A 14,006-nucleotide genomic window follows, 5' to 3' on the forward strand; every position below is an offset into this window, starting at 1 on the left:
CGAGATTATCGGATTGGAATGATTTCAGTGCTGTTCGATCTACAACCCTTCCTGTCCACCTCTGGACATGAGCGAAAGGACAGATCTTTGTTGAGGCAGATACGGACCTCATCCATGCGCGGGCCATCACAGCTTATGGCGATACCCTGCTTCGTCATGTTCGGGTTCGCAGCTGTAAATGCGGTTTCGATTGCGTCGGCCGAGAGCCTGATGTTCTGCCGTCCCGAGGATATTTCCAAAGGCAAAACAATACGATCGTAAGCTGCCCGGGTGGTTTCGAAGTAAGCCTGTTGCGAAAGCCCGCTGCATGTTCCGTGCTTTCGCCATTGGTGACCGATCAGACCCATCGAAGGCATGATGTCGAACATGGTGCGCCCTATAGCTTCCGGTACTCGCTCATTTTGATCCTTGCCACAGAATTCGGGATAGCCTCGTTCGTTTTGTGGCCATAGGCCGTGCACGACGAAGCCGTATTTTCGCTCAGAGCCACATTGCTGGCGGCTGTTCTTCCCTGCATCGCTGGCACAGAAAGCAGGCGACCAGGAGAGCGACAGGACATAAAAACCAAAGCCGGAGCCTTGAGCGGACCGTGGATTTACGGAGGACTGTGGCGATGAAGATGGAACCTTGACAGGCTCCGCGGGTCTTACTGACTGAGACTGCGGAAGGAATATCCACACTGCTGCCATGAGTGAAAGTGCCGCCAATGCGATAAAACCGAAATATTGTTTCATCGAGAGGCTGTCTTTCTTTACAGGGATGACGAATTGTTGAAGAGCTGTTGGGTTTTATACCATCTTGTGCCTGTGGCAAACAGGCCGCCGAAAAATGACGTATCCACCATGCTTCGTGTTGAAACGAAGCCATTATAACGAATAAGCTTGGCGAATCCGGTATTCTGCTAGTACCGGAGGGAGGAATGAGCCTGGGCATGTCCGCATGAACATGAAAAAGTATCTTTGGCCCATCGTCGGGGTTGTCACGATCTGCTTTTCCGTGTGGCTGCTCTATAAGGAACTGCGCCATCTCTCGCTCGATGATGTATGGGATAGTCTGGCTGCGATCGGCACGCATGACTGGATCATGTCCGGCCTTTGCACACTGGTGGCTTATGCGGCTTTGGCCGGTTATGACCGTATTGCCTTGCAGCATCTAAAGCGAAAAGTAGGCTGGCTTTTCATCACACTGACCTCTTTCACCACCTATGCCCTGTCTCATAATGTGGGGGCGTCGGTGTTTTCCGGTGCAGTTGTGCGGTACCGCGCCTACACATCCAAGGGGCTGAGTGCCTCGGAAGTCGGCATTCTCGTTGCGCTCTGCTCTTTCACCTTCGCCATCGGCACAATCATGCTGATCGGTTTCATTCTGGTCTACGAGCCTGACATAACGGAACGTTTCGTCGATATTCTGCCTGTCGAGGCATCTCGGACAACCGGCATTCTGTTGCTTGCCATCGCGGCCCTTTACGTGCTGGGTAGTCTTTTAAAGCTGAGGCCGCTGAAAATCGGCCCTTTCACCCTTTTTTACCCGGAACCGAAACTGGTGGCGCAGCAGCTGGTGATCGGTCCTATTGAGCTGATCGGGGCGGCGGGCATCATCTATTATGCTCTGCCGGATGTCGGAAATCCCGGCTTTATGGTGATCCTGGGGATATTCCTGATTTCCTTTTCAGCGGCGTTGATTTCCCATGCCCCGGGCGGGCTTGGCGTGCTTGAGCTCGTCTTTGTCATGGGTCTGCCGGATATGAACCCGGCAGATGTGATTGCCGCACTGCTCGTCTTTCGCCTGTTTTACCTGATCATTCCCTTTGTCATCGGGCTTTTCATCATTCTCTTTTTCGAGCGCTCGCAACTGGCCGCAGCCGAGCGGGAGGAGAGGCGATTGCAGGGGAAGTAGCTATTCCCCTTGCAGCCAGAAGGCGCGGTGCGAGGCATATCGATCCTGCGCCATGATCGACTTCAGGACAGGCAGCAGAATGTGCAACTCGTCCTTCAGCGTGTAGGGCGGGTTGACGACGATAAGCCCGGAGCCGCTCAAGCCCTCCAGCCGGTCGCTTCTGACCGATAGCTCGGTGCAGAGCATTTTCGGTATCTCGTATGATTGCAGGAGTTCGTGAAACTCCTTGATCGGTGCGCCTTTTTTTAACGGATACCAGAGGCAATAGGTGCCGGTGGCGAAGCGGCGGTAGGCCTTGTGCAGGCCTTCTGCCAGCCGCTCATATTCGTTTTCCTTTTCGAAAGGCGGATCGACCAGAACGAGGCCGCGCTTCTCCTTCGGCGGCAGGTGAGCGCCGAGCGACAGCCAGCCATCAAGTTCCGTTATCCGTGCCTGATAATCGCCTTCGAACAGACGCGAGAGCGCACGGTTATCATCCGGGTGCAGCTCCATCGCGGAAAGGCGGTCTTGCGGGCGAAACAGCATGCGCGCAAGCTTGGGCGAACCGGGATAATATTGAAGCCCGCCTTGTGGGTTCAGTTCTCTGACGGCAGTGAGATAAGGCTCCAGCAATTCGGCGACTTCGGCGGGGAGGTCCGCTTCCAGCAGCTTGCCGATGCCGGTCTGCCACTCGCCGGTTTTCTGGGCCTCTTCGGAGGATAGATCGTAAATGCCGATACCCGCATGCGTATCGAGCACCCGGAAGGCCTTGTCCTTGTTTTGCAGATATCGCACGAGCCGCGCCAGAACAGCGTGTTTCAGAACATCGGCAAAGTTGCCTGCATGGTAGATGTGCCGGTAGTTCATTCGGGCCGATGCCTCGTGAGATATGTTGCTATGAATAATCTTGATGAGCGTCACTTCGGCCTTTTGGCGGCCTTGGACATGCCATATACAAAACTCATGAACGTTGCGACCCCGATTTCCGCCAAAGCCGTGACCGACGCCACCCGCATCGGCCACACCGTCTGTCCGCATGACTGTCCGAGCGCCTGCGCGCTGGAGGTCGATATCAATGCCGATGGCCGTATCGGCAGGGTGCGAGGCGCCAATGCCAACACTTACACGGCAGGCGTGATCTGTGCCAAGGTCGCGCGTTACTCCGAGCGCATCTATCATCCCGGACGCCTGCTGACGCCGAAGCGCAGAAAAGGCGCTAAGGGCGCGGGTGACTGGCAGGAAATCGGCTGGGACGATGCGCTGGACGAAATTGCCGATGCCTTCGTCAAGGCGGAGGCCGCGCATGGGGCGGAAGCGATCTGGCCGTATTTCTACGCGGGCACAATGGGGCAGGTGCAGCGCGACAGCATTGAGCGGCTTCGCCACGCCAAGAAATATTCCGGCTTCTTCGGCTCCATCTGCACCAACATGGCCTGGACCGGCTATGTTATGGGCACCGGCGCGCTTCGCGGGCCCGACCCGCGAGAGATGGCGAAAGCCGATGTCGTGGTAATTTGGGGCACGAATGCGGTTGCCACGCAGGTCAACGTCATGACCCACGCGATCAAGGCGCGCAAGGACCGCGGCGCGAAGATCGTCGTTGTGGATATCTACGATAACCCGACGATGAAGCAGGCGGATCTGAAGCTTATCGTAAAGCCGGGCACCGATGCGGCGCTGGCCTGCGCGGTGATGCATATCGCCTTCCGCGATGGTTATGCCGACCGGGCCTATATGGCAAAATTTGCCGATGATCCGGCCGGGCTCGAAGCACATCTTGCCACTAAGACGCCGCAATGGGCCTCCCACATCACCGGACTTTCGGTCGAGGAAATCGAGGCTTTTGCACAGCTTGTCGGCACCACGAAGAAAAGTTTCTTCCGTCTGGGATATGGTTTCGCCCGGCAGCGCAATGGCGCTGTTGCCATGCATGCGGCGCTGTCTATCGCGACCGTGCTTGGCTCCTGGCAATATGAGGGCGGTGGGGCGTTTCACAACAATGGCGATATCTTCCGTCTGAACAAGGCGGAGCTGATGGGCACGTCTTATGCCGATCCGAATGTTCGCCAACTGGACCAGTCGCAAATAGGGCGCGTTCTGACGGGAGATGCCGAGGCACTGCGCGGTGGCGGACCTGTTACGGCAATGCTGATCCAGAACACCAATCCCGCCAATGTCTGTCCAGAACAGCGGCTGGTGCGGCAGGGTTTTCTGCGCAACGACCTGTTTGTCGCCGTGCATGAGCAATTCATGACCGAGACGGCAGATATTGCCGATATCGTGTTACCAGCGACGATGTTTCTTGAGCATGACGATCTCTACCGTGCGGGCGGTCAGAACCATATTCTGCTCGGGCCAAAGCTTGTCGAGCCGCCGGAAACGGTGCGCACCAACCTCTTCGTCATCGAGGAACTGGCGAAGCGCCTCGGTATCGATCACATGCCGGGTTTCGGCTTGAGCGCGCGGGAGCATGTGGAGAAGATTCTTCAGACGAGTGGCTGGGGCAGCTTCGACAATCTGGCCGAAGAAAAATGGATCGATGCGCAGCCCGATTTCGAGGTCGCTCATTATCTCGAAGGCTTCGGTTATGCGGATGGAAAATTCCGTTTCAGCCCGGATTGGCGTAACGGTCCTTCGCCCAACAAGCCGCCGAAAAATATCGGTGTGATGGGCCCTGCCGACGCATTTCCCAAATTCCCGGATCAGGTCGATGTTATCGAACTCGCAGACGAGGTGCACCCCTTCCGTCTGGCGACGTCTCCGGCCCGAAACTTCCTGAATTCCACTTTTGCGGAAACCAAGACATCCGTGCAGAAGGAAGGCCGCCCGGAACTGATGATCTCGCCGGTCGATGCGATCCGCCTCGATATTGCCGATGGCGATGTCGTGCGGATCGGCAATTCGCGCGGCGATCTCCGCATCCATGCGAAGATCGTTGAAGGTGCGAGGTCGGGTGTGCTGATCGCCGAAGGGCTGTGGCCCAACAAGGCGCACCTGGATGGTGAAGGCATCAACGTGCTGACGGGTGCCGATGCCGCGGCACCCTATGGCGGCGCGGCGTTCCACGATAACAAGGTTTGGCTGAAAAAGGCCTGATAGGAGTGTCCATGGATCGGTCCAACGCGGTTCAACTGTCGCAGCCGGATGACGAGGCCCGCGTCAAACTCATCGAGAAGCAGACAGTCTGGAAGCGTTTCATCCATTTGCAGACGATGGTTTTCGAGCAGCAGACCCGTGATGGGCGAACGATCCGTATTCACCGCGAAGTACATGATCACGGCGTTGCCGCTGCCATTCTTCTTTTCGACCCGAAGCGGGAAGAGATCGTCCTCGTCCGCCAGTTCCGCCCCGGCGCCTTCGCCAATGGCGATGCGAGCTTCATGCTGGAAATTCCTGCTGGTCTGACCGATGGTGACCAGCCGAATGAGGCAATCCGGCGCGAATCCATGGAAGAGACCGGCTATGCCGTTAGCGCCCCGCGCTATCTCTTCGATACCTATGCCAGCCCCGGAACGCTGACCGAAAAAATCAGCCTTTTCTACGCGCGCGTCGATCTTGCTGAAAAGGCAGGGAAAGGCGGCGGGCTGGAGACGGAAGGTGAAGATATCGAAGTTCTGACCGTCCCCCTCGACAAGGCTTTTGCGATGATCGCATCTGGCGAGATTACGGATTCCAAGACGATCATCATGCTGCAATGGGCGATGCTGAACAGGGCGAATTTGTAAGCGATTTCGCCTTAAATAAAGGTGACGTTCTCTGCTTTTGCCGCCGCGAGAAGTTTCCTGTCCATCGTGGCGAGTGGCATGCTTCTCCCAACGGAAAGAGCGAGATAGGCTGCATCGTAAGCAGATAGAGCATGCTGGCGTGCAAGTTTTACGATTGAAACGGCATCGTCGCCGGACACAAGCGTAATTGGCAAACTGTTGAAGCGCAGAAGAATGGAAAGGACATCTTCCTGTTCGATGCGTTTGCGCCGCTCTGCCATGACCAGAATATTGCGGAGTTCGTGTGCCAGCAGATCGGGCGCGAAAGCATCTTCGCTTTCGAGACGCTGGAGCGCCTTTTCAGCAAGTTCATTGGCCTCATCCGGCAAAAACCATGCAGCGACGACCGATGCGTCAACGACGAAGGACATTAACGTCGTCCTTCATTCTTCCAGTCGGCGATTTCGTTTGAGGTTACCTGCGCTCGCAGAGCACGTTCAGACCGCAACGTGTTTATCAATTGTTTGCGTGCCTGAGCATCGTTGGTCCTGACGAGCCGCGCAATAGGTTCGTTGCCGCGTGCTATGACAACATCCTCGCCAGCTTCAACTTTCGCAAGAAGCTCTGAGAGATGCGTCTTTGCTTCGCCCACTTTGACGGTCAGCGTCATGGTCCATTGCTCCTTTCGAGCAAACTAATACCAGTACGCAAACGGCTCGGTCAAGGCTTGGCCAAGCCGTGTATCAGGCCGATATCAGCTACTGAGAGGTCGATGTCGCATCGCTGTCGCGCACAGCCTTGCCGTCCACCATCCGCACTTTACCCTCCGCCAACAGCTTCAAAGAAAGCGGGTAGAGCTGATGCTCCACTGTCAGCACGCGGGCGGCAAGCGTTTCGGCTGTATCGTCGGTGATGACGGGAACGGCGGCCTGGCCGATGACGGGGCCTTGATCCATGCCTTCGGTGACGAAGTGGACGGTGCAGCCGGTGATTTTCATGCCGCTGTCGATGGCGCGCTGGTGGGTGTGGAGGCCCGGGAAGAGCGGCAGCAGCGAGGGGTGGATGTTGATGATCCGGCCCTCGTAAGATGCAATGAAATCGCCGGAAATCAGGCGCATATAGCCTGCGAGGCAGATGATGTCGGGTGCAATCTCCCCAAGCGCGGCGAGGATTGCCGCTTCATGCTCGGCCTTGCTCGCATAATTCCTGCGCTCGAAGACGAGGGTGGGGATGCCGAAGCCCTGCGCCTTGGCAAGCCCGCCTGCTGTCGGCTTGTCGGAGATGACGCAGACGATTTCGGCGGGGAAGTCCGAGCTTTGACAGGCCTCAGCCAGCGCCACCATGTTGGAGCCGCTGCCTGAAATGAACACCACGACTTTGCTGCGGGCAGAGCCTGTGCTCATAGTGCGAGCGTGCCCTTGTAGATGGTGCCATGCGCGCCTTCTTCACGGGCAACCATGCGACCGAGCGGGAACACGGTTTCACCTTCCGCAGTCAGCGCGTCGGTCACTTTCTGCGCATTTTCTGCCGAAACGACGACGATCATGCCAACGCCGCAGTTGAAGGTGCGCAGCATTTCATTGGCCGCAACGCCGCCGGTTTTGGCAAGCCACGAGAAAACAGCCGGTACTTCGATGGATGCGAGATCGATTTCCGCCGCCAGATGCTTTGGCAGCACACGCGGAATATTTTCAGGGAAGCCGCCGCCGGTAATATGCGCCAGAGCCTTCAGGGCACCCGTTTCACGAATGGCCTTGAGAAGCGGCTTCACATAAATGCGGGTAGGCGTCAGCAGTGCTTCGCCGAGCTTCTTGCCGTCTGCGAAAGGCGCAGGCGCATCCCAGCCAAGACCGGAGAGGGAAACGATCTTGCGCACCAGCGAGAAACCATTGGAATGGACGCCGGAGGAAGAGAGGCCAAGGATGACATCGCCCTCTGCGATGTCGCCAGCGGGCAGAAGCTGTCCGCGTTCGGCAGCGCCCACGGCAAAGCCTGCGAGATCGTAATCGCCATCGGAATACATGCCGGGCATTTCAGCCGTTTCACCGCCGATCAGCGCACAGCCGGATTCAAGGCAGCCCGCGGCAATCCCGTTGACGATGGCAGCGCCCTGATCCGGATCGAGCTTGCCGGTGGCGAAATAATCTAGGAAGAACAGGGGCTCTGCGCCCTGAACCACCAGATCGTTGACGCACATGGCAACGAGGTCGATGCCGACGGTGTCATGAAAATTCGCGTCGATAGCGATCTTCAGCTTCGTGCCGACGCCATCATTGGCGGCAACGAGAACAGGATCCTTGAAGCCCGCAGCCTTGAGATCGAACAGGCCGCCGAAACCGCCGATCTCGCCATCGGCACCCGGGCGGCGCGTGGAGCGAACGGCTGGCTTGATCTTCTCGACCATCAGGTTCCCGGCATCGATATCGACGCCTGCATCGCTGTAGGTAAGACCGTTCTTGCCCGACTGGCTCATGGCTCTCGTCTCCGCTGGTTTTCTTGGCGTCGCCATTCGCATGAGATGGGTGTCGATGCAAGGGTGAGAGCGCCGGAACGCATGTTTTTCATGCCTTTTCGCGCTCAAGTCGGTCTATGATCCGGTTAAGATGCACCGCAGAGCATAACAGCTATCACCCTTGACCACCCCTGTCTGTGCATCCTATCTCCTAAAGGTCGGCGTTATCATGGGCTGGCGCGTATAAGGGAAAAACGATGCAACCACATATCAGAGGCATAAATCTGAGACGCCAGATCTTTTTCTGGTTGGGCGCGCTGGTGATTTTCATCGTATTCCTCATGGTGTTCAGCTCCATTCTGCTGCCCTTCGTGGCGGGCATGGCGCTGGCCTATTTTCTCGATCCGGTAGCGGATTGGCTGGAGCGGCGCGGCCTCAGCCGCATGATGGCAAGCATATTCATCCTCATTTCCTTCGTGCTGCTGTTCGCGCTTTCGCTGATTATCATTATTCCGCTGATCGTCGCGCAGGCATCCGAATTCATCAGCCGTATTCCTCAATATATCTTCTCTTTGCAGCAGTTGATCGCAGGCGCCGACACGAACTTGTTGCCCGGCTGGGTCAGCTCGCAGATCGATACGGTAAAGGAAAATTTCTCCAAGCTTCTGACGGAAGGAGCGGGCTTTATCGGCACGCTGCTGACGCAGATCTGGAATTCCGGCAAGTCGCTGGTTGACGTAATTTCGCTGCTGGTGGTGACGCCGGTGGTCGCCTTCTATCTTCTGCTGGATTGGGACCGGATGATCGACAAGGTGGATAGCTGGATTCCGCGTGACCACGTGGCGACGGTGCGGCAGATTGCGCGTGACATGGACGCGACGATAGCGGGCTTTATTCGCGGTCAGGGTTCGCTCTGCATCATACTCGGCGTCTATTATGCCGTAGGCCTCTCGCTCGTCGGCCTGAATTTCGGTCTTCTGATCGGCATGTTTGCCGGAGCTATCAGTTTCATTCCCTATGTTGGGTCCATGGTTGGCCTTGTTCTTGCCGTCGGCGTTGCGCTGGTGCAGTTCTGGCCTGATTATATTTATGTCATTCTTACGCTTGTCGTGTTCTTCTCCGGCCAGTTCATCGAAGGTAATATTCTTCAGCCGAAGCTCGTTGGCAGCAGCGTGGGTCTTCACCCCGTCTGGCTGATGTTTGCGCTTTTTGCCTTCGGAGCCCTGTTCGGCTTCGTCGGTCTTCTGGTCGCGGTTCCGGCTGCTGCTGCGGTCGGTGTGCTTGTTCGCTTCGCTCTATCGCGCTATCTTGATAGCGATCTTTACCACGGGCGTGCAGCCAATCTTCCCTGGGAGCCACCAGAGGCTGGCCAACTGGAAGCGCTGCCGTCGCAGAAGATCGATTCTCAGAGTTGATTGATGACCGAAAATAACAAACCCGCTCCTGCTCAGTCTAGAGCCGAGCAGTTGCCGCTTGCCTTCTCCCATCGCAGTGCGACGGGAAGAGAAGATTTACTCGTTACTGCGCCGCTCGCTGCTGCGGTCAGGATTGTCGACGAATGGCCACGTTGGCCGTCCCCGGTGGTCATCCTTGCCGGGCCGCCCGGTTCAGGCAAGTCGCATCTGGCCGCCATCTGGAAGAACACCAGTGGCGCTGCCGAAATTGTCCCCGAACTTGGTGCCGATGCTGCCCGGGTTGCCGAAAAAGGCCCGGTCCTTTTCGAAGATGCAGACCGCAGGGGCTTTAACGATACCGAGCTCTTCCACGTCATCAACAGCGTTCGGGAAAACGGCACGTCTCTTCTGATCACCACCCGCCAATGGCCCGCTACATGGCCGGTTGCGCTGCCCGACCTGCGCTCACGGCTCAAAGCGGCGACCGTGGTGGAAATCGGCGAACCGGACGAAGATTTGCTCGCGCAGGTGTTGATGAAGCTGTTTGCCGACCGGCAGCTTTATATGGATGACAAACTCGTCAGCTATATCGTTGCGCGGATGGAACGGTCTTTGGACACGGCGCAGATGATTGTCGAAAGGCTGGATAGTTTGGCGATGGCGCGGAAAACGCGCATCGGTCGTGCTCTGGCCGCGGAAGTCCTGACCGAGATGGGCAGCAGTCTGGATGACGATTGACTGTCACAGTTCCGTCGTCAAACTGTTATACGGGCAATGAGATCAAAAGGCGGAGTTTTCGATGGATTCGGTGGTGCAGGAACAGGTAGACAATAGCGGTGCATCAACGAGCCCTGAGGTTGAAAATCTCTGGGAGAGCCCATCGCGTTTCGTAAACCGCGAATTTTCCTGGCTTCAGTTCAACCGTCGTGTTCTGGAAGAAACACTCAATCCCTCTCATCCGCTGTTGGAACGGCTGCGTTTCCTCTCCATTTCCGCAGCGAACCTCGATGAGTTCTTCATGGTGCGCGTTGCCGGTCTGGAAGGCCAGGTACGCCAGTCCATCACCATCAAGACACCGGATGGCAAGACGCCAGCGGAGCAGCTTGAAGACATTCTGAAAGAGATCGACAATTTGCAGATGGAGCAGCAGGCGTCGCTTGCCGTTCTCCAGCAATATCTCGCCAAGGAAGATATCTACATCGTTCGTCCTGCGGCCTTGTCCGACGATGACCGCGCATGGCTGGAGAACGAATTCGAAGAGCGGATTTTCGCGGTTCTGACGCCGTTGTCCATCGATCCGGCGCACCCCTTCCCATTTATTCCGAACCTCGGTTTTTCGATGGGTCTTCAGCTGGAAAGCCTGAACGGGCGCGAGCCGATGACGGCGCTTTTGCGTCTGCCGACTGCGCTGGACCGCTTTATCCGGTTGCCGGACGAGAAGACCGCGATACGCTACATCACGCTCGAGGATGTGGTCGGCCTGTTCATTCACCGGCTTTATCCCGGTTATACCGTCAAGGGTTTCGGCACGTTCCGGATCATCCGCGATAGTGATATCGAGCTTGAAGAAGAGGCCGAGGATCTTGTTCGCTATTTTGAGAGCGCGCTGAAGCGCCGCCGCCGCGGCTCGGTCATTCGTATCGAGACCGATAGCGAAATGCCGCAGTCCCTGCGCCAGTTCGTGGTGCATGAGTTGGGCGTGCCGGATAATCGCGTGGCCGTTCTGCCGGGACTTCTGGCGCTCAATACAATTTCGGAAATCGTCAAGGCGCCACGCGAAGACCTGAAGTTCGAAGCCTATAATGCGCGCTTCCCGGAGCGCGTGCGCGAGCATATGGGCGATTGCCTCGCCGCAATCCGCGAAAAGGACATGGTGGTTCACCATCCTTATGAAAGCTTCGATGTCGTTGTGCAGTTCCTGCTACAGGCCGCCCGCGACCCGGACGTTCTTGCCATAAAGCAAACGCTCTACCGCACATCCAACGACAGTTCCATCGTGCGCGCCCTCATCGATGCTGCCGAACTTGGAAAATCTGTGACCGCACTGGTGGAGTTGAAAGCGCGCTTCGATGAAGAAGCGAACATTCGCTGGGCGCGTGACCTTGAACGCGCAGGCGTACAGGTTGTTTTTGGATTCATCGAGCTTAAAACGCACGCCAAAATGTCGATGGTCGTGCGCCGGGAAGACGGTAAATTGCGGACCTACTGCCATCTCGGAACGGGCAACTACCACCCGGTGACGGCGAAAGTTTACACCGACCTTTCGTTCTTCACGTGCAATCCGAAGATTGCCCATGACATGGCGAATATCTTCAACTTCATCACGGGTTATGGTGAGCCGGAAGAGGGCATGAAGCTGGCGGTTTCGCCTTACACGCTCCGCCCGCGTATCCTGAAGCATATCCATGACGAGATCGAGCATGCGAAAGCAGGTGCGCCAGCGGCTATCTGGATGAAGATGAACTCCTTGGTTGACCCCGAGATCATCGACGCGCTCTACAAAGCAAGTGCGGCGGGTGTAGAGATCGATTTGGTGGTGCGCGGAATTTGCTGCCTGCGTCCGCAGGTGCCAGGTCTTTCGGAAAATATCCGCGTAAAGTCCATTGTCGCTCGCTTCCTCGAACATAGCCGCATCTTCTGCTTCGGCAATGGTTACGGCCTGCCCTCGGACAAGGCACTGGTCTATATCGGCTCTGCCGACATGATGCCGCGAAACCTGGATCGGCGTGTCGAAACATTGGTGCCGCTGGTCAACCCCACGGTGCATGAGCAGGTTCTTTCACAGATCATGCTGGGTAATCTCATTGACAATCAGCAGAGCTACGAGATACTGCCGAATGGAACGTCCAGGCGTATTGAAGTGCGCAAGGGCGAGGAACCGTTCAACGCGCAGCACTATTTCATGACCAATCCAAGCCTTTCCGGGCGTGGTGAAGCCCTGAAATCCAGTGCGCCAAAACTGATTGCAGGGTTGATTTCGGCCCGCAAGAAACAGGCTGAATGACACGATCAGAAGCACAGGGGCGGCTGACCGGCCTTGCCCCCGTTTCCGTCATAGACATTGGTTCGAACTCCGTTCGTCTCGTCGTATATGAAGGTCTCTCCCGCGCACCTGCGGTGCTGTTCAACGAAAAAGTTCTGTGTGGTCTCGGCAAGGGCCTAGCGCTGACAGGTCGCATGGATGACGAAGGTGTGCGCCGCGCATTGACGTCTCTGCGGCGCTTTCGTGCGCTCTCGCATCAGGCGCAGGCGCAGCAACTTTATGTTCTGGCGACCGCTGCTGCGCGTGAAGCCGAAAACGGGCCGGACTTCATCCGCGAAGCGGAAGAGATACTTGGCTGCGAGATAGAGGTTCTTTCCGGCGAAAAGGAAGCCCTCTATTCTGCCTATGGTGTGATCAGCGGCTTCCACGAACCGGACGGCATTGCGGGCGACCTCGGCGGCGGCTCGCTGGAGCTGATCGATATCAAGGGTAACACCTGCGGCACCGGCATTACATTGCCGCTGGGTGGCTTGCGGCTATCCGAACAGGCGAGCGGTTCGTTGGAGAAGGCGGCCGCATTTGCCAAAAAACAGGTTAAGAAAAGCGCGTCGTTGCTGGCGGCGGGCGAAGGGCGCACCTTCTATGCGGTAGGTGGTACATGGCGTAACATCGCCAAACTACACATGGAGATCACCAACTACCCACTGCATATGATGCAGGGCTATGAACTGTCACTGCCGGAATTGCTGAGCTTCCTGGATGAGGTGATTGCCTCCAAGGATAGCAAGGACCCGGCCTGGCAGGCGGTGTCCAAGAACCGTCGATCGTTGTTGCCTTTCGGTGCGGTCGCGATGCGCGAGGTTCTGGAGGCGATGAAGCCGGCAAAAATCGCGTTTTCGGCGCAGGGCGTGCGAGAAGGTTATCTCTTTTCGCTGCTGTCTGAGAGCGAGCGCGAAGCCGATCCCTTGCTGGTTGCAGCCGATGAGCTAGCGATACTCCGCGCGCGCTCTCCCGAACATGCGCGTGAACTTGCCGACTGGAGCGGCAGGACGTTCCCGGTGTTCGGCATAGAGGAAACGGAGGAAGAGAGCCGTTATCGACAGGCTGCTTGCCTCGTTGCAGATATCAGCTGGCGTGCCCATCCCGATTATCGCGGTTTGCAGGCGCTCAACATCATCGCCCACTCGTCTTTCATCGCAATTACGCACTCCGGCCGCGCCTATATCGCTTTGGCGAACTATTACCGTTTCGAAGGACTGAACGACACCGGTTCCACGGACAGTCTATCGAAAATCGCCACCCCGCGCATGATCGAGCTGGCAAAGCTGCTCGGTGGCTTGTTGCGTGTTGTTTATCTTTTCTCGGCTTCTATGCCGGGGGTGGTCGATCATCTGCGTTTCCGAAAATCTGAAAACCCGGAATTCGATCTGGAGTTCGTGGTGCCGCAAGAATATTGCGATTTCGCAGGTGAGCGGCTTGACGGTCGATTGCAGCAGCTCGCAAAGCTGACGGGCAAACGGCTCGCCTTCGTTTTCGAGTAGTCGAACGGGAACCAAACCCTTCTCCTGCGATTTAGCCCCAGCGGCGCAGAGGAGGGT

The 14,006-nt window shown here is 57.0% G+C and carries 13 protein-coding genes; 7 read left to right on the plus strand and 6 right to left on the minus strand.

Annotated features, from left to right (window positions below; genetic code table 11):
• Window positions 1–5: 5 nt before the first annotated feature.
• Window positions 6–734, minus strand: coding sequence for a ribonuclease T2 family protein (locus tag G6L28_RS04050; RefSeq protein ID WP_174062514.1), 729 nt, complete (start codon window positions 732–734; stop codon window positions 6–8).
• Between the two features lie 205 nt (window positions 735–939).
• Between G6L28_RS04050 and G6L28_RS04055 the strand changes: the two genes are divergently transcribed.
• On the plus strand, window positions 940–1,896 hold the full coding sequence (locus G6L28_RS04055; RefSeq protein WP_174062515.1) for a lysylphosphatidylglycerol synthase domain-containing protein: 957 nt from the start codon (window positions 940–942) through the stop codon (window positions 1,894–1,896).
• Here the strand turns inward: G6L28_RS04055 and G6L28_RS04060 are convergent, their stop codons facing one another.
• Window positions 1,897–2,742 (minus strand): 23S rRNA (adenine(2030)-N(6))-methyltransferase RlmJ, encoded by an 846-nt coding sequence (locus G6L28_RS04060; protein ID WP_174062516.1) that lies wholly within the window; start codon window positions 2,740–2,742, stop codon window positions 1,897–1,899.
• 30 nt (window positions 2,743–2,772) lie between these two features.
• On the opposite strand from G6L28_RS04060, the gene G6L28_RS04065 reads away from it, so the two are divergent.
• Both G6L28_RS04065 and G6L28_RS04070 read left to right on the plus strand, forming a co-directional pair.
• Window positions 2,773–4,971, plus strand: coding sequence for a molybdopterin-containing oxidoreductase family protein (locus G6L28_RS04065; protein WP_174062517.1), 2,199 nt, complete (start codon window positions 2,773–2,775; stop codon window positions 4,969–4,971).
• Between the two features lie 11 nt (window positions 4,972–4,982).
• Entirely contained in the window at window positions 4,983–5,600 is a 618-nt protein-coding gene (locus G6L28_RS04070) for an NUDIX domain-containing protein (RefSeq protein WP_174062518.1), read from the plus strand.
• Window positions 5,601–5,611: 11 nt separating this feature from the next.
• Here G6L28_RS04070 and G6L28_RS04075 read toward each other — a convergent pair whose 3' ends face one another.
• The 4 genes from G6L28_RS04075 to purM form a co-directional block, all read right to left on the minus strand.
• A complete protein-coding gene (locus tag G6L28_RS04075; protein ID WP_174062519.1) occupies window positions 5,612–6,010 on the minus strand; it encodes a type II toxin-antitoxin system VapC family toxin in 399 nt (132 codons plus the stop codon).
• The gene (locus G6L28_RS04080) at window positions 6,010–6,249 is read right to left on the minus strand and encodes a type II toxin-antitoxin system Phd/YefM family antitoxin (protein ID WP_174062520.1); all 240 of its coding nucleotides are present in this window, start codon (window positions 6,247–6,249) and stop codon (window positions 6,010–6,012) included. Before G6L28_RS04080 ends, G6L28_RS04075 begins: the two co-directional genes overlap by 1 nt.
• 88 nt (window positions 6,250–6,337) lie before the next feature.
• Window positions 6,338–6,982 carry a phosphoribosylglycinamide formyltransferase gene (purN, locus tag G6L28_RS04085; protein WP_174062521.1) on the minus strand — a complete coding sequence of 215 codons (645 nt, stop codon included), beginning with the start codon at window positions 6,980–6,982 and terminating at the stop codon, window positions 6,338–6,340.
• Window positions 6,979–8,052: a phosphoribosylformylglycinamidine cyclo-ligase gene (purM, locus tag G6L28_RS04090; protein WP_174062522.1), complete on the minus strand. Its 1,074-nt coding sequence runs from the start codon at window positions 8,050–8,052 to the stop codon at window positions 6,979–6,981. The genes purN and purM overlap by 4 nt, the downstream gene beginning before the upstream one ends.
• A gap of 236 nt (window positions 8,053–8,288) precedes the next feature.
• On the opposite strand from purM, the gene G6L28_RS04095 reads away from it, so the two are divergent.
• From G6L28_RS04095 to ppx, 4 genes are all read left to right on the plus strand, one after another.
• Complete coding sequence (locus G6L28_RS04095) at window positions 8,289–9,446, plus strand: AI-2E family transporter (RefSeq protein WP_174062523.1); 1,158 nt, start codon at window positions 8,289–8,291, stop codon at window positions 9,444–9,446.
• 3 nt (window positions 9,447–9,449) lie between these two features.
• The gene (hdaA, locus tag G6L28_RS04100) at window positions 9,450–10,163 is read left to right on the plus strand and encodes a DnaA regulatory inactivator HdaA (protein WP_174062524.1); all 714 of its coding nucleotides are present in this window, start codon (window positions 9,450–9,452) and stop codon (window positions 10,161–10,163) included.
• Between the two features lie 61 nt (window positions 10,164–10,224).
• Window positions 10,225–12,429: an RNA degradosome polyphosphate kinase gene (locus tag G6L28_RS04105; protein WP_174062525.1), complete on the plus strand. Its 2,205-nt coding sequence runs from the start codon at window positions 10,225–10,227 to the stop codon at window positions 12,427–12,429.
• Window positions 12,426–13,949 (plus strand): exopolyphosphatase, encoded by a 1,524-nt coding sequence (gene ppx, locus G6L28_RS04110; RefSeq protein ID WP_174062526.1) that lies wholly within the window; start codon window positions 12,426–12,428, stop codon window positions 13,947–13,949. The genes G6L28_RS04105 and ppx overlap by 4 nt, the downstream gene beginning before the upstream one ends.
• Window positions 13,950–14,006 lie beyond the last annotated feature (57 nt).

The organism is Agrobacterium larrymoorei, assembly GCF_013322225.1.
Classification (GTDB): domain Bacteria; phylum Pseudomonadota; class Alphaproteobacteria; order Rhizobiales; family Rhizobiaceae; genus Agrobacterium; species Agrobacterium larrymoorei_A.